We start from the raw sequence: 23335 nt of genomic DNA on the forward strand, positions 1-23335 counted from the left end.
CATCGCGGCAGGTGGGGCTTGCGGTCTCAGGCGAAGTTCTGTTCCGCCGACCAGTTCTCGTACCAGTGACGGAACAGCGAATACTGCTTCTCGGCATACCGCCGCTGCGAATCGCTCAACGCATCGGTTTCGTTGAAGTGCAGGGTGTATTCCTTGTCGCCGTTGAGCACCATCAGGTGCTTGTAGTACAGCACCAGATCGCAGCCTTCATCGAACGACGACAGCACCGCCAGCGCCGATTCCAGCTCTCGCGCCTGACGACGGGCCTTGGCATCACCCTTGGCCGCCTGCTTGCTCAGCGCCACCAGTTGCAGCACCTCGCGGGGCAGGGCGTTGCCGATACCGGTGATCGCACCGGTGGCGTTGCAGTTGACGAAACCGTGCACCACTTGCGTGTCGACACCGACCATCAGGGTCACGTCATCGTCTTTGCTGGTGATGTTTTCGGCGGCGTAACGCAAGTCGGCACCACCACCGAATTCCTTGAAGCCGATCAGGTTCGGGTACTCGCGACGCAGTTCGAAGAACAGGTCGGCGCGGGTGGCGAAGCCGTAGTAAGGGCTGTTGTAGATCACTGCCGGCAGGTTTGGCGCGGCTTGCAGAATCGCGGCGAAATGGGCCTTTTGCGCAGTGACCGAAGCGCCACGGGACAGCACGCGGGGGATTACCATCAGACCCTGCGCGCCGACTTTTGCCGCGTGGGCCGCGTGGGAAACCGCTTCACGAGAGTTGACTGCGCCGGTTCCGACAATGGTTGGAATCCCCGCGGCGACCAGACGCGCCACGCCTTCCTGACGTTCGGCTTCGGTCAGCAGCGGCCAGTCACCCATCGAGCCGCAATAGACTACGGCGCTCATGCCGATATCGATCAGCTCGCGACCTTTGGCCACCAGCGCATCGAAGTCCGGTTTGCGTTGGGCGGTGCACGGGGTCATCAGGGCCGGCATGCAACCGGTGAAGATGTTGTCGCTCATTGTTTTAACTCCTTGGCACATCATTCAATTTGAGGTGAAAAGTCAGCGCGGTGGCTCAGATGCCCCACGCGAACGGGTCTGCTTCGTCGATCAGCAAGGTGCTGTCGGCGGTCATGTAAGCGCGGCCGGTGATGAACGGGCGAATTCGCTCGCCGTCCCATTCGAAGCGGCCTTCAAACTGGCTGCCGGTGATGCTCGCTTGCACCCAGGTCGCGCCGGGTTTCAGCTTGTCGTCGGCCGCGAGGCAGGCGAGTTTGGCGCTGGTACCGGTGCCACACGGTGAGCGGTCGTAGGCTTTGCCGGGGCACATGACGAAGTTGCGGCTGTCGGCCTGATCGTCATCGGCGAACAGTTCGATGTGATCGATCACCGCGCCGTCCTCGCCATAAATGCCTTGGTCTTCGAGGGCCTTGAGCATCGCCCAGGTGTACGCCGTGAGGTGTTCGACGTTGTCCATGGTCAGCGTCTGGCCGTGCTCGGAAACGAGGAAAAACCAGTTGCCGCCGTAGGCGATGTCGCCAAATACTCGCCCGAATCCCGGCACATCCACTGGCACCTGTTTGCAATGTCGATAGGCGGGTACGTTGCCCAAGGTGACGGTTCCGTCGTCATGCAGCGTGGCGCTGACCGGGCCGACTGGCGTGTCGATCTTGTGTACGCCCGGTTCGATTCGCCCCAGGTAATGCAACGAGTTGATCAGGCCGATGGTGCCGTGGCCGCACATGCCCAGATAACCGGCGTTGTTGAAGAAGATCACCCCGCAGGTGGCGTCCGCCGATACCGGTTCGCAATACAACGCGCCGACCAGCACATCGTTGCCGCGCGGCTCCAGCAGGCAGGCGCGGCGCCATTGATCATGCTGAGTGCGCAGGGCGTCTCGTTTTTCGGCGATGCTGTTGCCGGGCAGATCGGGGAAGCCGTTCATCACCAGGCGCGTCGGTTCACCGCCGGTGTGGGAATCAATGACGTGTAGTTGTTTCATGAATAGATCCCGTTGGATGATTTCAGTAGGCGCCGGCAGGGCGCGCAGACACGCTCGAGGCCGGGGCGGCGACTTCGCTTTCTTCGTCGTCCTCTTCCAGACGCAGCAGGTGCGCCGGTACGCCGGTCGCCGCTCCCCAGTAGTAAATGCCAGTGGCACAGGCTGCGACGACGAGGGTGTCGTACGGATGGGCGAGGATGCCGAGACCGCCGAAGGTGCCGAGTTTCGACAACACGATGGTCACCGCATAGAAGGCGATCAGCCACGCCGAGGAACGCACTTGGCTGGCCAGATTGAGGTGAGCGGTCGGCACGAAGCGGCCGCACAGCAGATACACAACGAACATCAGGATTTGCAGGCCGAGCAGCCACGACACGGTGTTCCAGCCCGACCAGTAGACGATGAGCGCGGCGATGATGAACGACACCGGCCCGAGCAGACCCATGCACTTGACCCGGAACGGGCGCGGCATATTCGGCGCGTTGCGGCGCAGCGCGGCCACGGTCACAGGGGCTACGGCGTAGCTCAACACCAGCGCAGCGGAAACCACGTTGATCAGCGCCTCCCACGACGGGAACGGCAGGGTCCAGAACACCGACAGGGCGAAGGTCAGCCACAGCGCCGGACGCGGAATCCCGGACTTCTCATCGATATGCGTGAAGACCTTGAAGAAGGTGCCGGTCTGCGCCCAGCCATAGATCACGCGCGGGGTGGCGTTCATGTAGATGTTGCCGCAACCGCTCGGCGAGATCACCGCATCGGCGACCACCAGATAGGCCAGCCAGCCCACGCCCAATGCCAGGGCGATGTCGCGGTACGGCAGGGAAAATTCCTTGCTGATGCCGGCCCAGCCATTGGCGAGCATTTCCGTCGGGATGCTGCCAAGAAAGGCCATTTGCAGCAGCACATAAATCAACGTCGACAGCAGCACCGAGAGGATCAACGCGATGGGAATGGTGCGCTGCGGATTCTTCACTTCACTGGCCACCGAGATGATCGGTGTCAGCCCCAGATACGCGAAAATCACGCCACCCGCCGACACCGCCATTTCGATACCGGACAAGCCGAACGGGGCGAATCCTTGCACGTGGAAGTTGGCCGGCTTGAAGAAAGTGAACAGCACACCAATCACCAACAGCGGCACGATGAACTTGAACACGCTGACCAGATTGTTGGCCTTGGCGAAGGTCTTTACGCTGCGGTAATTGAGCAGGAAAAACACGCAAAGAAGGCCGAACTGCACCATCCAGCCGAGAATCGTCGGGTCGCCGCTGCCAGCCTTGGTCAGCTCTGGAAACCACGCTGCTGCGTATTGGCGTGAGGCAACCACTTCGATCGCCACCAGACTGGAAAACGCGATCAGGGTGATGAAGCCCATCAGGTAGCCGAGCAGCGGCCCGTGGGAGTAAACCGGATAGCGCACAACGCCGCCGGCACGCGGTAATGCCGCGCCCAGCTCGCAATAGACGATGCCCAGCAACAACACGGCAAAACCACCCAGCAGCCAGGAGAAAATCCCCGCCGGCCCGGCAATCGCGGACACATGACTGGCCGCGAACAACCAGCCGGAACCGAAGATCGCCCCGAGCCCGATAAATGTGAGGTCGATCAGTGAAAGCTGTTTTTTGAACTTGCCTTGGCCTGACATGGCATCGCCTTCTTGTGAGTTATTGGATAGGCAGTTGTGTCACTGGGACGGCCAGACTTTGAACTCATCGATGGTGTGGCGATTGATGTTTTGCGGTGGCTTCGATGACGAAATCAGCACAATCGCACTGGCGAAACGTGGCCCTCGACAGGTCTTTAACGATGCTGCAATCTGCACGCGAAGGCCGCATGGCAGGCGCTTTGTCCATCCACGTTACGAGGGGATTGTTTGATGCAGCAGGCGTTTTCGATCCTGGCTCAAGGCATTGATGGGCATCGCCCGCAGACACTTGAGGAACTCTTGGCCGGCGCCGCGCTGTTGTTGCCGATGCTCGATGTGATCCCCAACGCGGCGATTTTCATCAAGGATGTGCAGGCCCGTTACGTGCTCGCGAATCGCACGCTGGTGCAACGCTGCGGCTTGAAGGATCTGCGTCCGTTGCTTGGGAAAACCAGTGCGCAGGTGTTCCCGGCGCAACTCGGGCCGGGCTACACCGAGCAGGATCGCAAGGTGCTGGAAGAAGGCTTTGTGCTGGAGGACCAACTGGAGCTGCATCTGTACGGCAGTCGCGAACCGGGTTGGTGCCTGACGCACAAGCAGCCGCTGTACAACCGTGACGGGGTGATCATTGGTCTGGCGGGGATTTCGGTGGACCTGCAATCGGCCAGTGAAGCCCATCCGGCATTCGAGCGACTGGCGGCTGTCGATGAGCATATTCGCGCGCATTTCAATCGTCGGGTCACCCTCAGTGAACTGACCCGAATCGCCGGCATTTCAGTCGCGCAACTGGAGCGTTACTGCAAACGGGTGTTCCACCTGACGCCACGGCAGATGATCCAGAAAGTACGCCTCGAACACGCGCACCGCTTGCTGCACACCGACCTGCCGATTACCGATGTGGCGCTGCAATGCGGCTACACCGATCACAGCGCCTTCACCCGCCAGTTCAAGGCGTCGACCGGTTTTACGCCGCGCGAGTATCGGCAGGCCACTTCCCCCTGATGAAGTGGAGTTACGCCAAGACTGTCAGCCATGCCGAGAGCAGCAACAACAACGCCAGTGCCGTGTTCATCCGCTTGAACGCCCTGGGCGACCCCATCAATCGCGCGCTGCCCACACCCAGCAACGCCCACAACGTCATACATGGCAACGACACCAACAGAAACGCCAGCGACAACACCAGCAGCCGCAGGGTCTTGTCACCACCGCCGACAAACACGCTGACCACGGCCATGGCCATCATCCACACCTTGGGATTGACCAGTTGCAGCATGGCGGCGCCCAGTACGCTGAAACCTTCTTCCTGCGTATCCGTCGGGTCCAGCGACGGCGGCGCACTGCGAAAGATCTGCCACGCCAGCCCGCTCAACCAGAGTACACCGCCCCAGGCCATGGCTTGTTGCACGCGCGGATAGCGCAGCAAGGTTTCGCCGGCACCGAGGCCGACCACCAGCACAATCAGTGCCGCCGCCGCGCAAGCGCCAAAAATGATCGGCAACGTGGCGAGCAGGCCTTGGCGCGAACTGTGGCTCAACACCAGAATATTGGTCGGCCCCGGCGTGATCGAGGCAACGAAAGCAAACAGCAGAAAGGGCAGTAATGACGCCATGATCCGGATTTCCTGAAAATGAAAACAGGCATCCATGATCACCAGTCCGCTTTCGTCAGTCTGGAAGGTTTGAGCAGCGCTTGCGGTAGTCGGCGGGGGTGAGTTGGTAGGCTCGGCGGAACCAGCGACCGAGATGACTCTGGTCGGCAAAACCAAGCACGCTGGCGACCTGCGCCGGCGTTTCACCCCGGGCCAGCAACTGCCGCGCCCTGGCCAGGCGCAACTGGATCAAGTACGCGTGCGGCGCCAGACCAAAAGCAGACTTGAAGGCGCGGCTGAGCCGAAAACGGTCTACCCCGCAGACCTGCGCGAGATCATCGAGACCGATATCTTCATAGGCATGCGCGTGCAGATAATCCCGCGCCCGTTGCGCCACCAACGGCAGGCGCGGATCGAAAGCCTGGCGCTTACGCCAGTCGAGATGGCGCGTGAGCGAGCTCAGCAACCCGTCGACGGCGGTCTGCCGGACGATCCGCAGATCGCCATCATGCAGTGCATGGAAGGCTTGACTGATCGCTGTGGCCAGACGCGGGTCCTGACTCAGCGTGTCGGCAAAACCTGGCTGGCTGTCGGCCGGTGCGTCTTCGAACAGCGCATGCAGTTCACGCTCCAGCCAGTGTGGATCGAGGTAGAGCATCGAATAGGTAAAACCTTCCTCGGTCGGCGCTTGCCCATCGTGGATTTCCCCCGGCTCCAGCAGGAACACGTTGCCCGGCGTACTGCGATGGCGTACGCGGCGGCAATTGAATTGCTGCACACCTTGTTCGGTAACGCCGACGAGGAAACTGTCATGCCAGTGCGGATCGTAGGCATGGCCCTCAAAGTGAGCGCGAATCGATTCAATCCCGGTGTCGACATCCTGGGACAGCTCGATCCAGTTGCGTTTATCCACGAAGGCTCCAGTGTTCGCCATTGAAAGGTGCGGCCCCATAAAATACCGCGCAATGCTCGTCGACGTTTAGAAGATTTGTGCAGGTGAGGGGACTAGACTCAGCAGGTTACGACCCCTTTGCCGGCAGGTGGAATGCGATGATTAACCGATGCTCGCTCTGGAGCATGCTCACCCTGATCGGCCTTGGCCTGACGCTTGGCGCAGGCTGCTCCAGCCGAAAACACTATCCACCGTCGGGTGTTGGCGATGCTTGCTACGCCAAAGCCTTGCCGTCTGTCGGCGAGGGCGGTCTGGCGTGGGGCTCCAGTTTGAACATGGCCCGGCAGAAATCGATGAACAACTGCATCCGTTATGCCGGGCGCTCCGGGGGGACACCGGATACCTGTCAGGTGGTGTTGGCGAAGTGCCGATAGCTTTCTATTGACATGGTTGCTTGAGGCAAATATATAGTTGCCTTAGGCAACCATCTGAGCATTCGCCATGTCCAGCAACCATCTTCTTGAGCAAGCCGACATCGTGCGCGGCTTCAATCGTTTTTACACCCATCAGATCGGCGTATTGCAGGAGCATTTGCTGCAAAGCGACTACTCGCTGACCGAGCTGCGCATCTTGTATGAATTGGCCTCGCGCGGTGACCTGACCAGCGCCGATCTGCGCCAGATGCTCGGCCTCGACGCTGGCTATATGAGTCGCATCATCAGTGGTTTCGAGAAGCGTGGCCTGATTCAGAAAGTCCCGTCGCCCACGGATGCCCGCGCTGCGCAATTGCACTTAACCGATCTGGGCCGGGAAATCCTGACTCCGCTGGAAAAGGCCTCTCGCGAGCAAATCGTCGCCATGCTCGAGCGTCTGCCCGAGCCGCAGCAGAAGCAACTGATCGGCGCCATGACGCTGATCCAGAACCTGTTGGAAGGCAGCAAGGACTCGACTTACCTGTTCCGCGATCCGCAGCCCGGCGACATGGGCACGGTGATGCAACAGCAAGCCGCGCTGTATAGCCGCGAATACGGCTGGAATTCAGAGTTCGAAACACTGGTGGCCGAGGTGGTCGCCAAGTACCTGCGTGATTACGACCCGACGAGCGAGCGCTGCTGGATTGCGGAAAAGGACGGCAAGGTCATCGGCTCCGTGTTCATCGTCCGCCAGGATGAAACAACCGCCAAACTGCGCATGCTCTACGTCGACGCCAGCGCGCGGGGCTTGGGCATTGGCAGTCGTCTGGTCGGGGAGTGCCTGCGTTTCGCCCGCCAGGTTGGCTACCAGAAAATGACCTTGTGGACGACCAGTAACCTGACGGCTGCACGCAAAATTTATCAGCAGGCCGGGTTTGAGTTGGTGGAGGAGGAGGCGGTTCACAGCTTTGGCAAGGATCTGCTGAGTCAGACGTGGGCACGGGTGTTGTGATCTGATTTTCATCGGCGGATGCAGTGAAAGGGCAGACGAAAAAAAACCGCCTTTGCGGGGCGGTTCTTTTGTAAACCTTGGTTTGCGACCGAGGTTTGTTGCTTCACTAGCTGCTTTAACGTTCTCTCATGGTAAGAGTCTTTGTGCCCCCTTGCAAGGTTAAAGTTCGTATGAAACTGGTTGTTTGCGCTATTTCATTTCCAGAAAAAGCTGGCAGAAGTAATGGTTAACAAATCAGAAAATTACTTTTCCTGAAAGCCTCTGAATGAAGGTTATGATGCGGGCGCTCACTTGTTCGAGCAGCGGTGAGGCCAGGCTGGTGACTAAACGGTTTCATGCCCTTTGACACGGTTTTGCACCCGTGCCGGAATGATGTTTCGGGGGGATTTCAACCGGCCGCCTCACTAGCTGCTTTAACGTGCAGGCTGAAGGCAAGCATGATCCGGTAAGTTTGCTGGAGGTTTGGCCCCCAGCCCTGGAGGCCAAAACGTATGAAGCTTTTGCTGCGTACGCTGAGCCTTGTATGGAGATTGTTTAAAGCCTTTCGCTTTTACGAGTTCCTGCGAGACCACTTTGACGACCTGAAGTAACGGCCGTTGAGGTGGGAGAAGCCCGTTTCAGTTTCGACTGAAACGGGCTTTTTTTGTTTTATAAAACTGTCATAAGTAGGATTTTTCTGTGTCGGGTTTTTTTTGGCGTGTAGGGCATTTTTTCGGCAAGTGTAGGCGTTGGACAAACCACTCTGTAATCTGCAAAAAGTGTTCGATTATCGAGTACACAAACCTTCGTCCAATTGCCCACCCCAACACTCCGGCGTACTGTGAGTGGTGATGCCTGAAACCCCGTGAAACCAAAATAACGACAACAATGAGCAATGCCCCATGGACAGCCATCTGCTGAGCGATCGCAGCAACGTGTTCCGTCACGCTGACCCTTATGCCGTCTCCGACTACGTCAATCAGCACGTCGGTCAGCACTTCATCGGCCTGTCCAGAACCACTCACCCGCAAGCCAGCCTCAACCATCGCAAACTCGCTGATCTCGATCTGGCCCGCATCAGCTATGGCGGCAGCGTACGCGTGACATCGGTGGCCCTGGAGACCGTTTACCATCTGCAAGTGCTGCTGCAAGGCAATTGCCTGTGGCGCGGGCACAAGCGCGAACAGCATCTGGTGCCCGGCGAGTTGCTGTTGATCAACCCGGATGATCCGGTTGATCTGACGTACTCGGAAGACTGCGAGAAATTCATCCTCAAGGTGCCGGTCAGCGTGCTCGAATCAGTGTGCGACGAGCAGCGTTGGATTCGGCCGTCGAGTGGTATCCGTTTTCTGCGCAATCACTATCGGCTGGATGAGCTGGAAGGCTTCACCAACCTGCTCGCGATGATCTGTCAGGAAGCCGAGGCCAGCGATCCGTTGCTGCGGGTGCAGGAGCATTACGCGCAGATCATCGGTAGCAAACTGATCTCGCTGATGAACACCAATGTCAGCCGTCAGTGCCTGAGCGCACCGAATGTCAGCTTCGAGCGCATTCTCGATTACATCGAACGCAACCTTAAACTGGATTTGCCCGCCGAACGTCTGGCGGCGCAGGCGAGCATGAGCCCGCGCTCGCTGTACGCGTTGTTCGAACGCCAACTCGGCGTCACACCGATGCAATACATCCGCCAGCGCAAACTTGCGCGCATCCATGCCTGCCTCAGCGATCCGAGCTGCCCGGTACGTAATCTCACCGAACTGGCCCTGGACTACGGCTTCCTGCACCTCGGCCGTTTCTCCGAAAGCTATCGCCAACAGTTCGGCGAACTGCCATCGCAGACCTTCAAACGCCGCCACTGACACTCCGCACTAAACCCTCTGCGAAACACGCCGAATCATCTGCCGCGCCGTCCTGCACAAAACGGATAGCGATCTGCAGGATTCGGCTATTGCCCCGTGCATCGCCTCCCTAACCTGACCTGGCCTGAACAATAACAATGGAGGCCCCGGCCATGTCCCTGGGAATCGACTACCTCAATGCCATGCTTGAAGAAGACAAGGAGAAGGGCGCCTACCGCTGCAAGCGGGAGATGTTCACTGATCCGCGGCTGTTCGAACTGGAAATGGCGCATATCTTCGAAGGCAACTGGATTTACCTCGCCCACGAAAGCCAACTGCCCAACAACAACGATTTTCTGACCACCACGATGGGGCGCCAGCCGATTTTTATCGCGCGCAACAAGGACGGTGTGCTCAACGCTTTTCTCAACGCCTGCAGCCATCGCGGCGCCATGCTTTGCCGGCACAAGTCCGGCAATCGCTCCAGCTACACCTGCCCGTTTCACGGTTGGACGTTCAACAACAGCGGCAAACTGCTCAAGGTCAAAGACCCGAGCGAAGCCGGTTACCCGCAAGGCTTCAACTGCGAAGGCTCCCATGACCTGACCAAAGTTGCGCGTTTCGAGTCCTATCGCGGCTTCCTGTTCGGCAGCCTGAATGCCGATGTGAAATCCCTCGCTGAACATCTGGGCGAGTCAGCGAAGATCATCGACATGATCGTCGATCAGTCGCCAGAAGGCCTGGAAGTGCTGCGCGGTTCCAGTTCCTACATCTACGAAGGCAACTGGAAACTCACCGCTGAAAACGGCGCCGACGGCTACCACGTCAGCTCGGTGCACTGGAACTACGCCGCCACCCAGAATCAGCGCCAACAGCGCGAAGCGGGCGAAGCGATCAAGACCATGAGCGCCGGCAGTTGGGCGAAGAAGGGCGGCGGTTTCTATTCGTTCGATCATGGCCACTTGTTGCTCTGGACTCGCTGGGCGAACCCCGAAGACCGTCCCGCTTACGAGCGCCGCGACGAACTCGCCCGGGATTTCGGTCAGGCCCGTGCCGACTGGATGATCGAAAACTCGCGCAATCTGTGCCTGTACCCCAACGTTTACTTGATGGATCAGTTCAGTTCACAGATCCGCATCGCCCGGCCGATCTCGGTCGACAAGACCGAAATCACCATTTACTGCATCGCCCCCAAAGGCGAGAGCGCTGAGGCGCGGGCAAAACGCATTCGCCAGTACGAGGATTTTTTCAACGTCAGCGGCATGGCCACGCCGGATGATCTGGAAGAGTTCCGCTCGTGCCAGACCGGTTATGGCGCTGGTCGCGGCTGGAATGACATGTCCCGTGGCGCCACCCACTGGGTCGAAGGCGCCGACGCCGCCGCCGAAGAAATCGATCTCAAACCGCTGCTCTCGGGCATGCGTACCGAAGACGAAGGCCTGTTTGTGCTGCAACACAAGTACTGGCAGGAAACCATGCTCAAAGCCGCTGCCACCGAGCCACAAGTGATCCCCGTGGAGGCCGTGTGATGAGCAACCTCTACGACAGCGTGCGCGACTTTCTCTACCGCGAGGCGCGTTATCTCGATGACGGTCAGTGGGATCAATGGCTGGAGCTGTACGCCGCTGACGCCACCTTCTGGATGCCGGCCTGGGACGACAACGACACGCTCACCGAAGACCCGCAAAGCGAAATCTCGCTGATCTGGTACGGCAACCGTGGCGGTCTCGAAGACCGCATCTTCCGGATCAAGACCGAGCGCTCCAGCGCGACCATTCCCGACACCCGCACCTCACACAACCTGAGCAACATCGAGATCGTCGAGCACAGCGAAGGGCAATGCCAAGTGCGTTTCAACTGGCACACCTTGAGCTTTCGCTATCAGGTCACCGACAGCTACTTCGGCAGCAGTTTCTACACCCTCGATCTGCGTGGCGAACAGCCGCTGATCAAGGCCAAGAAAGTCGTGCTGAAAAACGATTACGTCCGTCAGGTCATCGACATCTACCACATCTAGTCGACACGGCGAGGTGCACCATGAATTTCCAGATTGCGCTTAATTTTGAAGACGGCGTCACCCGTTTCATCGAGGCTGGCGGCCATGAAACTGTGGCCGACGCGGCGTATCGGCAAGGCATCAACATCCCGCTGGACTGCCGTGACGGCGCCTGCGGCACCTGCAAGTGTTTCGCCGAAGCCGGGCGTTACGACATGGGCGACAACTTCATCGAAGACGCCTTGAGCGACGACGAGCTTGCGCAAGGCTATGTGCTGACCTGCCAGATGCGCGCTGAAAGCGATTGTGTGGTACGAGTGCCGGCCGGCTCGCAGCTATGCAAGACCGAACAAGCGAACTTCCAGGCATCGATCAGCGCTGTCCGGCAGTTGTCCGAGAGCACCATCGCGCTGTCGATCAAGGGCGAGGCGCTGAGCAAACTGGCGTTTCTGCCGGGGCAATACGTCAACCTGCAAGTGCCCGGCAGCGAGCAGACCCGCGCTTATTCCTTCAGCTCATTGCAGAAGGACGGTGAAGTCAGTTTCCTGATTCGCAACGTGCCCGGTGGCCTGATGAGCAGCTTTCTCATCGGCCTGGCCAAGGCCGGCGACAGCATGAGCCTGGCCGGGCCGCTGGGCAGCTTTTACCTGCGCGAAATCAAGCGCCCGCTCTTGTTGCTGGCAGGCGGCACAGGCCTGGCACCGTTCACCGCGATGCTGGAGAGAATCGCCGAGCAGGGCAGTGATCATCCCGTGCATTTGATCTACGGCGTGACCAACGATTTCGACCTGGTCGAAATCGATCGTCTCGAAGCCTTCGCCGCCCGCATTCCCAACTTCAGTTTCGGCGCCTGCGTGGCCAATCCGCAGAGCGCGCACCCGCTCAAGGGCTACGTCACCCAGCACATCGAGCCGCGCCATCTCAATGAGGGCGACGTCGACGTGTACCTCTGCGGCCCGCCGCCGATGGTCGAAGCGGTCAGCCAATACATCCGCGAGCAGGGCATCACCCCGGCGAACTTCTACTACGAAAAATTCGCCGCAGCGGCTGCCTGAAACCCTTCTTTCGAGGTTGTCATGAACAACAGATTCTCCAACAAGGTCGCGCTGGTCACCGGCGCGGCGCAGGGTATCGGCCGCCGCGTCTGCGAACGCCTGTTGAACGAAGGCGCACAAGTCGTCGCCGTCGATCGCTCTGAACTGGTTCACGAACTGCAAGGCGAGGGCGTTCTCGCGTTGACCGCCGACCTTGAGCAATACGCCGATTGCGCGCGGGTCATGGCTGAAGCCATCAACACCTTCGGCCGTCTCGACATCCTGATCAACAACGTCGGCGGCACGATCTGGGCCAAGCCGTTCGAGCACTACGAAGTCGAACAGATTGAAGCGGAAGTGCGCCGCTCGCTGTTTCCGACCCTGTGGTGCTGCCACGCGGCGCTGCCGTACATGCTCAAGCAAGGGCGCGGCGCCATCGTCAACGTTTCATCGATTGCTACCCGCAGCGTCAATCGGGTGCCGTACGGCGCGGCCAAGGGTGGCATCAACGCACTCACAGCATGTCTGGCCTTCGAAAACGCAGAGCGCGGCATTCGCGTCAACGCCACGGCGCCGGGTGGCACCGAAGCACCGCCCCGGCGCATCCCGCGCAACACCAGCGAACAGTCGGCGCAGGAGCAGGCCTGGTATCAGGAAATCGTCGCGCAAACCCTCGACAGCAGCCTGATGAAACGCTACGGCAGCCTCGACGAACAGGTTGGCGCGATCCTCTTTCTGGCTTCCGATGACGCCTCGTACATCACCGGTGTGACTTTGCCGGTCGGTGGCGGCGACCTCGGTTGATTACTTTTCAAGGGACATTGAAATGCAGCGAATTCTGATTGAAAACCTGACGACCATCATCGTCGACCTGTCGACCATTCGCCCGCACAAACTGGCGATGCACACGATGCAGAAGCAGACTCTGGTGATTCTGCGACTGCGCTGCAGCGATGGCATTGAAGGCATCGGCGAAGCCACCACCATCGGCGGTCTCGCTTATGGATACGAAAGCCCGGAAAGCATCAAATCCAATATCGACGCACATCTGGCCCCGGCGCTGGTGGGTTTGGACGCCAACAACATCAACGCGGCGATGCAGCGGCTCGACAAGATCGCCAAGGGCAATACTTTCGCCAAGTCCGGCATCGAAAGTGCACTGCTCGATGCGCAAGGCAAGCGCCTCGGTCTGCCGGTCAGCGAACTGCTCGGCGGCCGCGTGCGTGACAGCCTTGAAGTGGCCTGGACCCTGGCCAGTGGCGACACCGCCCGCGACATCGCCGAAGCCGAGCAGATGCTCGAAGCACGTCGCCATCGCATCTTCAAATTGAAGATCGGCGCCAACCCGCTAGAGCAGGACATCAAGCACGTGGTGGCGATTAAAAAAGCCTTGGGCGAACGCGCCAGTGTGCGGGTTGACGTTAACCAGTATTGGGATGAATCCCAGGCGATTCGCGGCTGTCAGGTACTGGGTGATAACGGTATCGACCTGATTGAACAGCCGATTTCGCGGGTCAACCGCTCCGGGCAGATTCGCCTGAACCAGCGCAGCCCGGCACCGATCATGGCCGATGAATCGATCGAAAGCGTCGAGGATGCTTTCAGTCTCGCCGCTGACGGCGCTGCCAGTGTATTCGCCCTGAAAATCGCCAAGAACGGTGGCCCGCGTGCCGTGTTGCGCACCGCACAAATCGCCGAGGCAGCGGGCATCGCGCTGTACGGCGGCACCATGCTTGAAGGCTCCGTCGGCACGCTGGCCTCGGCGCACGCCTTCCTCACACTCAAGCAACTGACCTGGGACACCGAACTGTTCGGCCCGTTGTTGCTGACCGAAGACATCGTCACCGAAACGCCGCAGTACCGCGATTTTCACCTGCACATCCCGCGAACTCCAGGCCTGGGCCTGACGCTGGACGAAGAGCGTCTGGCGCGTTTTCGTCGCCACTGAATCAGGAGAACCAGCATGCTGTTCCACGTAAAAATGACCGTGAAATTGCCCGTCGACATGGACCCGTCATTGGCCACCCGGCTCAAGTCTGACGAGAAGGAACTGGCCCAACGGCTGCAACGCGAAGGCATATGGCGGCACCTGTGGCGCATCGCCGGGCACTACGCCAATTACAGCGTGTTCGATGTGCCGAGCGTCGAGACGCTGCACGACACGCTGATGCGCTTGCCGCTGTTTCCCTACATGGACATCGAGGTCGACGGCCTGTGCCGGCATCCGTCGTCGATCCATTCCGACGATCGCTAATTCTGAGCTCGCCGCATTTCCCTTGTGGGAGCGAGCTTGCTCGCGAAAGCGGTGAGCCAGTCGCCATAGATGCTGAATGACACAACGCATTCGCGAGCAAGCTCGCTCCCACAGGGGAAGTGCGCTGAGTAAGAGAACTGCGCCGAAAAACAACAAGATGAGGTAACCACCATGACCGTGAAAATTGCCCACACCGCCGAGCTGCAAGCCTTCTTCAGAGAAGCCGCCGGTTTTACCAACGACGACGGCAACTCCCGGCTGAAAAACATCGTCCTGCGCATCTTGCAGGACAGCGCGAAAATCATCGAAGACCTCGAAATCAGCGAGGACGAGTTCTGGAAAGCGGTCGACTACCTCAACCGTTTGGGCGCGCGTTCCGAAGCCGGACTGCTGGTCGCCGGCCTTGGCATCGAGCACTTCCTCGACCTGTTGCAGGACGCCAAGGATGCACAGATCGGCTTGACCGGCGGCACGCCACGCACCATCGAAGGCCCGCTGTACGTTGCCGGCGCGCCCCTGTGCGAAGGTGAATGCCGAATGGATGACGGCAGCGAAGAGGGCGTCGCCACCGTCATGCACCTTGAAGGCCAGGTATTCGATCTTCACGGCCAACCATTGGCCGGCGCTACCGTTGACCTGTGGCACGCCAACACCAAGGGCACCTATTCGTTTTTCGACTCGAGCCAGTCCGAGTACAACCTGCGTCGACGCATCATTACCGACGCCGACGGCCGCTACCGCGCTCGCAGCATCGTGCCGTCCGGCTATGGCTGCGACCCGCAGGGGCCGACCCAGGAATGCCTGAACCAGCTCGGGCGCCATGGCCAGCGTCCGGCGCATGTGCACTTTTTCATCAGCGCGCCGGGGCATCGGCACCTGACGACGCAGATCAATCTGTCGGGTGATCAATATTTGTGGGATGACTTTGCCTATGCGACCCGTGAAGGCTTGGTCGGGGAGGTGGTGTTCCGTGAGGACGCAGCGTTGGGGCGTTATGCCGAACTGAAGTTCGACTTCCAGTTGCAACCGGCGCCGGACGCCAGTGCCGAACAACGCAGTCAGCGGCCGCGTGCGTTGCAGGACGCTTGATACCGAGTCGTCTGGTTCCCTCACCCTAACCCTCTCCCAGAGGGAGAGGGGACTGACCGGGGGGATCTTGAGTGCTACGCCGACCCGAACGTTTTGTACCGAATCCAACCCGGTTGTTCAGGTCGATGTATACCGCAAGACAACTCGGTCAGCTCCCTCCGGGAGAGTGTTGGGAGGGTACTGACCGAGGCGATATTTAGTGCTACGCCGACCTGAACAGTTTGTGCCGAATCCATAATCGACTCGGTCGTTCAGGTCGATGTATCGCGATATACACCTCGGTCGACTCCCTCTCCCTCCGGGAGAGGGCTGGGGTGAGGGGAAATCAGGCCTAAGGTAATGCGAAAAAGATATTGGCTCAGCGTTTTTAAGATCGTTTAGTTTTGTCTCAACGACGAATCAAAACGCATCAAACCGATAGACCCCCGATTGCCATGACGGCACACGCTGAATCGATCACAGGTTCTTCAGGTTTGATTCACACGGGAGTGAATCATGCCGCATCCCCTCGATATCACCGCATTACCGACGCTAGACCTGTCGCAGTTCGAAGGCACAGCGCAACAGCGCTACGAATTTCTCGAAAACCTGCGCCACGCCGCCCGCGACGTCGGCTTCTTTTACCTGACCGGCCACGGTATCGACAGCGACTTGCTCAAGCAGGTGCAGACCCACGCCCGCCAGTTTTTCGCCTTGCCCGACAGCGAGAAAACCGCCGTCGGCATGATCAATTCACCGCACTTTCGCGGTTACAACCGTGCCGCTTCGGAGATCACCCGTGGCCAGCCCGATCTGCGTGAGCAGTTCGATCTGGGCGCCGAGCGTGAGGCGTTGCCATTGACGGCGGACAGCCCGTTCTGGGCGCGGCTGCAAGGTCCCAACCAATGGCCGGCGACACTGCCGGAACTGAAACCGTTGCTGCTGGAATGGCAGGAGGCGATGACGCGGATGTCGTTGCGCCTGCTGCGTGCGTTCGCTCAGGCGTTGTCGCTGCGCGCCGATGCGTTCGATCAACTCTACGGCGACAAGCCCAACGAACATATCAAGTTGATGCGTTATCCCGGCCAGTCCAGCGAGTCGAGCCATCAAGGCGTCGGCGCACACAAGGACTCAGGTTTCCTCAGCTTCCTCCTGCAAGACCAACAAGCCGGTCTGCAGGTCGAGATCGAAGAGGGCCGCTGGATCGACGCGTTGCCGCGTTAAAACACCCTGGTGGTGAACATCGGCGAACTGCTCGAACTGGCCAGCAACGGTTATCTGCGGGCCACGGTGCATCGCGTAGTTTCACCTCCGGCGGGTAGCGAACGCCTGTCCATCGCCTTCTTCCTCGGTGCGCAACTCGACGCCGTGGTGCCGTTGTATCCGCTGCCCACCGCACTGTTGCGCGAGGCGCGCGGGCCGGCGAGTGATCCGCTCAATCCGCTGTTTCGCGATGTCGGCTGGAACTACCTCAAGGGTCGTTTGCGCTCGCATCCCGATGTCGCGCAGCGCTTCTACGCCGATGCGTTGCTGCCACCACCGCCCGTTCGTAAATCCGCCTGACTCATCACTCGCTCAAGGACTCCGCACATGATCAAGAAAGCAGGTTTGACCCTGGCCGTGCTCGGCGCGCTAGTGACGTCGTTTGGTGCGCAGGCGTTGGAGCCATTGCGTGTCGCCGCTGACCCGGTACCCCACGCGCAGATTCTGGCGTACATCCAGAAAATCGATCCGCAGCTGAATCTCAAAGTCATCGAGATCCCCAACGGCGTGAACTCCAACGAACTGTTGGTGCATGGTGACGTCGACGCCAATTACTTCCAGCACCTGCCGTACCTGAAATCCCAGGAAAAGGCTCTCGGCGAAAAACTCGCGGTGGCGGCCACGGTGCATATCGAACCCTTGGGTATTTACTCGCATCGGCATAAAAGCTTCGCTGATGTACCGGTAAAAGGCACCGTCGCCGTGCCCAATAACGTGACCAACCTGAGCCGCGCGCTGTACCTGTTGCAGGACAACGGCCTGATCAAACTCAAACCCGGCTTCAACGATCCGGCGGCTGATCAGGCAACGCCCAAGGACATCGCCGAGAACCCGAAACAGCTGAAGATCCTGGAAATCGAATCACCGCAGATTCCGCGCTCGCTGGACGACGTCGATCTGGCCGTGATCAACGGCAACTATGCGCTCGACGCAGGTTTGGTGCCGGCCAAGGATGCCTTGGGTCTGGAGAAAGCCGAGCACAATCCTTACGCCAATATTCTGGTGACCACGCCCAAGCTGGAACACGATCCGCGTATCGCGCAACTGGCCAAGGACCTGACGTCGCCCGAGGTCGCCAAATACATCACCGATAACTTCGCCGGTTCAGTGATTCCGGTGGCGGGCAGCAAGCCATGATCGCCGTCGAGCAGTTGAGCAAGACTTACCCGTCGGCCGCGCAGCCGGCACTCGATCAGGTCTCGCTGAGCATTCCCGACGGCGCGGTCTTCGGGATTCTCGGGCGCAGCGGGGCGGGCAAGTCGACGCTGCTGCGCTGCCTCAATCTGCTCGAACGACCGGACAGCGGCCGAATCCTGATCGACGGTGTCGATCTGCTGACGCTGCCCAGCAGTGACTTGCGCAAACAACGCCAGCGCATCGGCATGATCTTCCAGGGCTTCAACCTGCTGCATTCGCGCACGGTATTCGACAACATTGCGGTGCCGCTGGAGATCGCTAATGTCGGCAAACCGTGGCGCCATGTGCGGGTGCGCGAACTGTTGGAGCTGGTCGGCTTGAGTGACAAGGCGCAGGCCTTTCCCTCGCAATTGTCCGGCGGCCAGAAACAGCGCGTCGGCATCGCCCGCGCCCTCGCCGCAGAGCCGGCGTACCTGCTTTCGGACGAGGCCACCAGTGCGCTCGACCCGGAAACCACCGAATCGATCCTCGAACTGCTGCGCGACATCAATCGGCAACTGGGCGTGACCATCGTACTGATCACCCATGAACTGGAGGTGGTCAAGTCGATCTGCGATCACGCTGCGTTCATGGCCAACGGACGTCTGGTCGAAGCCGGGCCGGTGCCAAGGCTGCTGGCCGATGCGCAATCGCAACTCGGCGCTTCGCTGCGACCGACCTGCGGCCTGCCGCTGGGCCACGCTGAGCCGGGCCTGAGTTTTCTAAAGCAATATGGCGTACGGGCGGCGCACTCATGAACCGCACGGTCAATTGGGATGAAATCCTGCAACTGGTGTTCAACGCCACCGGTGAAACCCTGTACATGGTCCTGCTCGCAGGGCTGTTCACGCTGCTGATCGGCTTGCCGCTGGGCGTGTTGCTGTTCATCAGTCGACGCGATGGACTGTTGCCGATGCCACGCTTGAATGCCGTGCTGGGTGGCGTGGTCAACCTTGGCCGTTCACTGCCCTTCGTGGTGATGCTGATCGCCCTGATTCCACTGACGCGGCTGGTGGTCGGCACAACGCTGGGCAGCACCGCCGCCGTGGTGCCAATCACCATCGGCGCATTTCCCTTCTTCGCGCGCATCGTCGAAAACGCACTGGACGAAGTCGACAAGGGTCGCATCGAAGCGATCCTCGCCATGGGCGGCGACATCGGTCATGTGATCTTCAAAGTGCTGTTGCCCGAAGCGCTGCCGGCGTTGCTGGCCGGGATCACCTTGACGCTGGTGATGCTGATCGGTTTTTCCTCGATGGCAGGGGTGATCGGCGGTGGCGGGCTCGGTGATCTGGCGATCCGTTACGGCTATCAGCGATTCAACAATGAAGTGATGGTGGCCACGGTGGTGGTGTTGGTGATCCTCGTTCAGGGCGTACAAAGCCTGGGCGATCGGTTGGTTCGTTCGCTGGCGCATCGCCGCTAAGGAATTGTATGAGTGTGCCGGTCGCTGTCGTCCGCGAGCCGCTGATTCGTGTACGTGAGTTGAGCAAAATATTTGGCGCGAGTCGGGCACTGGACCGGGTCAGCCTGGAGATTTATCCCGCCGAAGTGGTGGCGCTGCTCGGTGCCAATGGCGCGGGCAAGTCGACCCTGGTGAAGATCTTGGCGGGCAGCCAGACTGCCGACGCTGGCGAGATCTGGCTGGAGGGCGGGCCACGCCATTTCAGTTCGCCGCTGTCGGCGCGTCGCTTCGGTATTGTCGCGGTACACCAGCAGATCAACGAGGGCATCGCACCGGGTTTGAGCGTCGCGGAAAACCTCCTGCTCGATGAACTGTGCAAGCCAGACGCAGACTTCTGGCTCAATCGCCAACGCCTGCTGGAGCGCGCCGCAAGCATTGCCGCCGGGCTGGGTTTGACCTTGCCGCTGGAGCAGCCGATCGAGCATTTAGGTCAGGCCGAACGGCAGTTGGTGGTGCTCGCCCGGGCCTTGGCGTTGCAACCGCGCCTGCTGATTCTCGATGAGCCGACGGCCGCGCTCTCCGATGCCGAGGCGCAGCGTTTGTTTGGTTTGATCGACACCTTGCGCAGTCGCGGCGTGGCGATTCTGTACATCTCCCATCGACTCTCCGACCTGCAACGCGTGGCGGATCGCGCCATCGTTCTGCGCGATGGTCAGTGCGCGGGCGAGTTCACGGCGCGGCAATTACCCGAAGCGGTGAGCGCCATGCTTGGGCAGGCGCTGGCCGAGCATATTTATCAGCCTTGCGTGTCCGGGCGCGAGGTGTTGAAACTCAACGCCATGCAAATTCTGCCGCGATCCGCTGCGTTCGATCTGAGCCTGCACGAGAACGAAGTGGTAGTTCTCACCGGGCTGTTGGGCGCCGGCAAAAGTGAAATCGCCGAGGTGCTGTTCGGCTTGCGTAAAGCGGCCTCGGGCAGCGTGCAACTGGATGGCACTGACTGGCGGGCGGACTCTCCGCGCCAAGCCATTCAAAGCGGAATTTTCTTCGCGGCCGAAGATCGCGCCAGTCAGTCGCTGGTACCTGATTTCTCTTTGCGTCGCACCCTGACGTTGCCGTTTCTTGAACGCTTTACCCGTGGCGGTTTCATCCGCAACCGCGCCGAAGCGGTAGCGGTCGAGGCACAAGTGGCGGCGCTCGATATCAAGACTGCCGGCATCGATGTGCCGATGACTGCGTTGTCGGGCGGCAATCAACAGAAAGTCGTGCTTGGCCGCTGGCTGCTCGGCGAAGGGCGGGTATTGATCCTTGATGAACCGTTTCAAGGCGTCGACGTGCGCGCCCGCCGCGATATCGGCCAACTGCTGCGTGACAGCGGCAAGGACCGTGCAACGCTGGTGATTTGCGCCGACGTCGATGAAGCCCTGGAAATTGCCGACCGCATTCTGCTGGTGCGCGATCACGCGGTGGTCGCCGAGTACCCGCGTGCCGGCCTCAATCGTGCTGATCTGGTCGCCGCACTGGCTGGCAGCGACGTGACCGAACATTCCCCTCAAGCCACGCCAAGGAGCAGAGCGAGTGCCTGATTCAAGTTCACTGTTATCGACCGAACCGGCACGCGCCGAACGTCTGCTGCACGTATTGATCCGCTACGGCCTGCTGTGGCTGCTGGCGCTGATCGTGGTGTTTTTCAGTGTGGCCGAGCCGGCATTCCTGCGCGTCGGCAACCTGTTCAGCATCCTGCAATCGGTGTCGATTGTCGCGCTGCTGGCGCTGGGTGTGACGCTGACCATGGCCGTCGGCGGCCTCGATCTGTCGATTGGCGCGGTGGCGGCGATGAGCCTGATGATCGCCAGTTACGTGATGGTCGTGCTCGGCTGGGGCGCGGTACCGGCGGTGTTGATCAGTCTGGCCGGTGGGGCGCTGGTCGGTCTGCTCAACGGCTGGCTGATCGTCAAACTGCGGGTGCCGGACATTCTCGCGACACTGGGCAGCATGTTTCTGGTGATTGGCGTGCAGCTAATCCCCACTGGCGGGCGCTCGATTGCGGTGGGCATGACCTTGCCCAGCGGTGAGGAAACCGAAGGTACGTTCAGTGCCGCGTTTCTGGCGCTGGGGCGTGGGCGGTTGTGGGAGGTGGTACCGATTCCGGTGTTGATCACGGCGGTGGTAGCGGTGGCGGTGTGGTTGTTTCTCGAACGCACGCGCATTGGTCGTTTGTTCTATGCCATTGGCGGCAACGAGCAAGCGGCGCGCTTGGCCGGTGCGCCGGTGCAGCGCTTCAAGTTGTTGGCTTACGTGCTCTCGGCGCTGCTTGCATCGCTGGGTGGATTGTTGCTCGCAGCGCGCTTGGGCCGTGGTGACGTCAGTTCCGGTAATGGTCTGGTGCTGGATGCCCTCGGCGCGGCGCTGATCGGGTTTGCCGTACTCGGCGCGAAGAAGCCCAACGCCTTTGGCACCCTGGTCGGCGCGCTGCTGGTGGCGGCGTTGCTCAACGGTCTGACCATGCTCAACGCGCCATATTACGCGCAGGATTTCGTCAAGGGACTGGTGCTGGTACTGGCCCTGATGTTCACGTTCGGCCTCGCGCATCGGGCGCGTTGAGCCGCTTTATTCAAGGAAGTTGCATGCACGGTTCAATCACTCAGTTCGCCCGTCATTGCCTCGCCGGTGCGTTATTTTCGGCGATGGCACTGAGCGCTCAGGCCAAAGCCTTGCCCGGCGCGCCGGCGCCGTTCGATAAAGGTCAGGTGCAGATCGCATTGGTCGGTTATTTGTTCTCTGGGGACTTCCCCGAGGCGTACTTGCGTGGCGTGGAAAAACAGACCGAAGCGCTGGGGGCCAACCTGCGGGTATTCGATGCCCGACAGCAGGCGGCGAGTCAGGGCGAGATGATCGATCAGGCGATCGATCTCGGCGTCGACGGCATCATCGTTCAGCTCGGTCTGGCCGAAACGCTGAAAGCGCCGATTGAACGGGCCATCGCCAAGGGCATCAAGGTCGTCGCTTTCGATGTCGATCTGAACACCCCGCAAGTGACCCAGGTCGAGCAGGATCACCATGCGCTGGCACGTCTGGCGCTGGATCAGGCCATCAAGGACAACGGCACGCAGTTCGATGCCGGCTACGTGTACATCAGCGGTTTTACGCCGATGGAGCGCCGCGACGAGATCTGGAGTCAGGTCAAGAAAGCCAATCCGGGGATCGTCGAGAAGGCACGCTTTGGCACGCTGAATCCGCCGATTGCCAACTCGGTGGCGGATCAGGCCAGCGCCGTACTTCGCGCTAATCCAGGCATCAGCGTGATCTTTGCACCGTTCGATGAGTTCGCCAAAGGTGCGAAAATTGCCGTCGATGAGGCAGGGCTGACCAGCAAGGTGAAGATCTACAGCGCCGATATTTCCACCGCCGATATTCAAATCATGAAGGAGCCGGACAGCGCCTGGGCGGCGACGGCGGCGGTCAATCCGCAAGTGGCGGGGGCTATCAGCGTGCGCAGTCTGGCGATGTTGATTGCCGGGGAGAGTCCGGGGCATCAGGTACTGGTGCCGCCGACGCTGATTACCCGTCAGCAGTTGCTGGATCTGGACGTGAAAAACGTTCGAGATCTGGCGCAGAAGCTTCCGAGCTTCGGTGATACCGCGAATGTCGCACGGGCGCCGTGGATTCCGGTGGCTAACTAGAACATTTGCCACGACATCGCCCATGTGGGAGCGAGCTTGCTCGCGAAGAGGCCCGTTCAGTCGATATCTCTGTTGACTGACCCACCGCTTTCGCGAGCAAGCTCGCTCCCACAGGGGTAACGCGTAGTTG

General features: G+C 60.2%; 22 protein-coding genes and 1 pseudogene. 18 read left to right on the top strand and 5 right to left on the bottom strand.

Annotated features, from left to right (window positions below):
• Window positions 1-26: 26 nt before the first annotated feature.
• The 3 genes from HUW52_RS14915 to HUW52_RS14925 are packed head-to-tail and all read right to left on the bottom strand — an operon-like array spanning window position 27 to window position 3604.
• Window positions 27-974, bottom strand: a complete 948-nt coding sequence (locus HUW52_RS14915) for a dihydrodipicolinate synthase family protein (RefSeq protein WP_007916052.1) — start codon at window positions 972-974, stop codon at window positions 27-29.
• 55 nt (window positions 975-1029) lie between these two features.
• Window positions 1030-1956 carry a 4-hydroxyproline epimerase gene (locus HUW52_RS14920; RefSeq protein WP_175554074.1) on the bottom strand — a complete coding sequence of 309 codons (927 nt, stop codon included), beginning with the start codon at window positions 1954-1956 and terminating at the stop codon, window positions 1030-1032.
• Between the two features lie 22 nt (window positions 1957-1978).
• Complete coding sequence (locus tag HUW52_RS14925) at window positions 1979-3604, bottom strand: APC family permease (RefSeq protein ID WP_175554075.1); 1626 nt, start codon at window positions 3602-3604, stop codon at window positions 1979-1981.
• 231 nt (window positions 3605-3835) lie between these two features.
• Between HUW52_RS14925 and HUW52_RS14930 the strand changes: the two genes are divergently transcribed.
• The gene (locus tag HUW52_RS14930; protein WP_175554076.1) at window positions 3836-4606 is read left to right on the top strand and encodes an AraC family transcriptional regulator; all 771 of its coding nucleotides are present in this window, start codon (window positions 3836-3838) and stop codon (window positions 4604-4606) included.
• Between the two features lie 10 nt (window positions 4607-4616).
• Here the strand turns inward: HUW52_RS14930 and HUW52_RS14935 are convergent, their stop codons facing one another.
• Window positions 4617-5213: a LysE family translocator gene (locus HUW52_RS14935; RefSeq protein WP_016987713.1), complete on the bottom strand. Its 597-nt coding sequence runs from the start codon at window positions 5211-5213 to the stop codon at window positions 4617-4619.
• A 55-nt stretch (window positions 5214-5268) separates the two neighbouring features.
• Window positions 5269-6105 (bottom strand): AraC family transcriptional regulator, encoded by an 837-nt coding sequence (locus HUW52_RS14940; RefSeq protein ID WP_175554077.1) that lies wholly within the window; start codon window positions 6103-6105, stop codon window positions 5269-5271.
• A 137-nt stretch (window positions 6106-6242) separates the two neighbouring features.
• Between HUW52_RS14940 and HUW52_RS14945 the strand changes: the two genes are divergently transcribed.
• From HUW52_RS14945 to HUW52_RS15025, 17 genes and pseudogenes are all read left to right on the top strand, one after another.
• Complete coding sequence (locus tag HUW52_RS14945) at window positions 6243-6518, top strand: hypothetical protein (protein WP_175554078.1); 276 nt, start codon at window positions 6243-6245, stop codon at window positions 6516-6518.
• Window positions 6519-6585: 67 nt separating this feature from the next.
• Window positions 6586-7509, top strand: a complete 924-nt coding sequence (locus HUW52_RS14950) for a helix-turn-helix domain-containing GNAT family N-acetyltransferase (protein ID WP_175554079.1) — start codon at window positions 6586-6588, stop codon at window positions 7507-7509.
• Between the two features lie 881 nt (window positions 7510-8390).
• A complete protein-coding gene (locus HUW52_RS14955) occupies window positions 8391-9347 on the top strand; it encodes an AraC family transcriptional regulator (protein WP_175554080.1) in 957 nt (318 codons plus the stop codon).
• Between the two features lie 152 nt (window positions 9348-9499).
• Window positions 9500-10855: a benzoate 1,2-dioxygenase large subunit gene (benA, locus tag HUW52_RS14960; protein WP_175554081.1), complete on the top strand. Its 1356-nt coding sequence runs from the start codon at window positions 9500-9502 to the stop codon at window positions 10853-10855.
• Entirely contained in the window at window positions 10855-11343 is a 489-nt protein-coding gene (benB, locus tag HUW52_RS14965; RefSeq protein WP_093433479.1) for a benzoate 1,2-dioxygenase small subunit, read from the top strand. Before benA ends, benB begins: the two co-directional genes overlap by 1 nt.
• Window positions 11344-11363: 20 nt before the next feature.
• Window positions 11364-12377 (top strand): benzoate 1,2-dioxygenase electron transfer component BenC, encoded by a 1014-nt coding sequence (gene benC, locus HUW52_RS14970; protein ID WP_175554082.1) that lies wholly within the window; start codon window positions 11364-11366, stop codon window positions 12375-12377.
• Between the two features lie 21 nt (window positions 12378-12398).
• On the top strand, window positions 12399-13160 hold the full coding sequence (locus HUW52_RS14975; RefSeq protein ID WP_016987722.1) for a 1,6-dihydroxycyclohexa-2,4-diene-1-carboxylate dehydrogenase: 762 nt from the start codon (window positions 12399-12401) through the stop codon (window positions 13158-13160).
• Between the two features lie 22 nt (window positions 13161-13182).
• Complete coding sequence (locus HUW52_RS14980; protein ID WP_175554083.1) at window positions 13183-14304, top strand: muconate cycloisomerase family protein; 1122 nt, start codon at window positions 13183-13185, stop codon at window positions 14302-14304.
• A gap of 15 nt (window positions 14305-14319) precedes the next feature.
• Complete coding sequence (gene catC, locus HUW52_RS14985) at window positions 14320-14610, top strand: muconolactone Delta-isomerase (protein WP_016987724.1); 291 nt, start codon at window positions 14320-14322, stop codon at window positions 14608-14610.
• A 171-nt stretch (window positions 14611-14781) separates the two neighbouring features.
• Window positions 14782-15699 (top strand): catechol 1,2-dioxygenase, encoded by a 918-nt coding sequence (gene catA, locus HUW52_RS14990; RefSeq protein ID WP_175554084.1) that lies wholly within the window; start codon window positions 14782-14784, stop codon window positions 15697-15699.
• A gap of 495 nt (window positions 15700-16194) precedes the next feature.
• Window positions 16195-17241 (top strand): annotated as a pseudogene (locus tag HUW52_RS14995) (isopenicillin N synthase family dioxygenase).
• Between the two features lie 27 nt (window positions 17242-17268).
• Window positions 17269-18078, top strand: coding sequence for a MetQ/NlpA family ABC transporter substrate-binding protein (locus HUW52_RS15000; protein WP_175554085.1), 810 nt, complete (start codon window positions 17269-17271; stop codon window positions 18076-18078).
• Complete coding sequence (locus HUW52_RS15005) at window positions 18075-18875, top strand: methionine ABC transporter ATP-binding protein (RefSeq protein ID WP_175554086.1); 801 nt, start codon at window positions 18075-18077, stop codon at window positions 18873-18875. Before HUW52_RS15000 ends, HUW52_RS15005 begins: the two co-directional genes overlap by 4 nt.
• Window positions 18872-19543 carry a methionine ABC transporter permease gene (locus tag HUW52_RS15010; protein ID WP_007950374.1) on the top strand — a complete coding sequence of 224 codons (672 nt, stop codon included), beginning with the start codon at window positions 18872-18874 and terminating at the stop codon, window positions 19541-19543. The genes HUW52_RS15005 and HUW52_RS15010 overlap by 4 nt, the downstream gene beginning before the upstream one ends.
• Window positions 19544-19551: 8 nt before the next feature.
• Window positions 19552-21108, top strand: a complete 1557-nt coding sequence (locus HUW52_RS15015) for a sugar ABC transporter ATP-binding protein (RefSeq protein ID WP_175554087.1) — start codon at window positions 19552-19554, stop codon at window positions 21106-21108.
• Entirely contained in the window at window positions 21101-22126 is a 1026-nt protein-coding gene (locus HUW52_RS15020; protein WP_150750967.1) for an ABC transporter permease, read from the top strand. The genes HUW52_RS15015 and HUW52_RS15020 overlap by 8 nt, the downstream gene beginning before the upstream one ends.
• Before the next feature lie 23 nt (window positions 22127-22149).
• A complete protein-coding gene (locus HUW52_RS15025; RefSeq protein WP_175554088.1) occupies window positions 22150-23205 on the top strand; it encodes a substrate-binding domain-containing protein in 1056 nt (351 codons plus the stop codon).
• Window positions 23206-23335: the final 130 nt, after the last annotated feature.

Source organism: Pseudomonas sp. 43A, assembly GCF_013363935.1.
Taxonomy (GTDB): domain Bacteria; phylum Pseudomonadota; class Gammaproteobacteria; order Pseudomonadales; family Pseudomonadaceae; genus Aquipseudomonas; species Aquipseudomonas crudilactis.

Excerpts from the sequence above, each read along its gene's own strand:
- HUW52_RS14915 (WP_007916052.1), bottom strand. The coding sequence starts at position 974 with ATGAGCGACAACATCTTCACCGGTTGCATGCCGGCCCTGATGACCCCG.
- HUW52_RS14930 (WP_175554076.1), top strand. The coding sequence starts at position 3,836 with ATGCAGCAGGCGTTTTCGATCCTGGCTCAAGGCATTGATGGGCATCGC.
- HUW52_RS15010 (WP_007950374.1), top strand. The coding sequence starts at position 18,872 with ATGAACCGCACGGTCAATTGGGATGAAATCCTGCAACTGGTGTTCAAC.
- HUW52_RS14955 (WP_175554080.1), top strand. The coding sequence starts at position 8,391 with ATGGACAGCCATCTGCTGAGCGATCGCAGCAACGTGTTCCGTCACGCT.
- HUW52_RS15005 (WP_175554086.1), top strand. The coding sequence starts at position 18,075 with ATGATCGCCGTCGAGCAGTTGAGCAAGACTTACCCGTCGGCCGCGCAG.
- HUW52_RS14975 (WP_016987722.1), top strand. The coding sequence starts at position 12,399 with ATGAACAACAGATTCTCCAACAAGGTCGCGCTGGTCACCGGCGCGGCG.
- benC (WP_175554082.1), top strand. The coding sequence starts at position 11,364 with ATGAATTTCCAGATTGCGCTTAATTTTGAAGACGGCGTCACCCGTTTC.
- HUW52_RS14950 (WP_175554079.1), top strand. The coding sequence starts at position 6,586 with ATGTCCAGCAACCATCTTCTTGAGCAAGCCGACATCGTGCGCGGCTTC.
- HUW52_RS14945 (WP_175554078.1), top strand. The coding sequence starts at position 6,243 with ATGATTAACCGATGCTCGCTCTGGAGCATGCTCACCCTGATCGGCCTT.
- catA (WP_175554084.1), top strand. The coding sequence starts at position 14,782 with ATGACCGTGAAAATTGCCCACACCGCCGAGCTGCAAGCCTTCTTCAGA.
- catC (WP_016987724.1), top strand. The coding sequence starts at position 14,320 with ATGCTGTTCCACGTAAAAATGACCGTGAAATTGCCCGTCGACATGGAC.
- HUW52_RS14920 (WP_175554074.1), bottom strand. The coding sequence starts at position 1,956 with ATGAAACAACTACACGTCATTGATTCCCACACCGGCGGTGAACCGACG.
- HUW52_RS15000 (WP_175554085.1), top strand. The coding sequence starts at position 17,269 with ATGATCAAGAAAGCAGGTTTGACCCTGGCCGTGCTCGGCGCGCTAGTG.
- HUW52_RS15025 (WP_175554088.1), top strand. The coding sequence starts at position 22,150 with ATGCACGGTTCAATCACTCAGTTCGCCCGTCATTGCCTCGCCGGTGCG.
- HUW52_RS14935 (WP_016987713.1), bottom strand. The coding sequence starts at position 5,213 with ATGGCGTCATTACTGCCCTTTCTGCTGTTTGCTTTCGTTGCCTCGATC.
- benB (WP_093433479.1), top strand. The coding sequence starts at position 10,855 with ATGAGCAACCTCTACGACAGCGTGCGCGACTTTCTCTACCGCGAGGCG.
- HUW52_RS14925 (WP_175554075.1), bottom strand. The coding sequence starts at position 3,604 with ATGTCAGGCCAAGGCAAGTTCAAAAAACAGCTTTCACTGATCGACCTC.
- HUW52_RS14980 (WP_175554083.1), top strand. The coding sequence starts at position 13,183 with ATGCAGCGAATTCTGATTGAAAACCTGACGACCATCATCGTCGACCTG.
- HUW52_RS15015 (WP_175554087.1), top strand. The coding sequence starts at position 19,552 with ATGAGTGTGCCGGTCGCTGTCGTCCGCGAGCCGCTGATTCGTGTACGT.
- benA (WP_175554081.1), top strand. The coding sequence starts at position 9,500 with ATGTCCCTGGGAATCGACTACCTCAATGCCATGCTTGAAGAAGACAAG.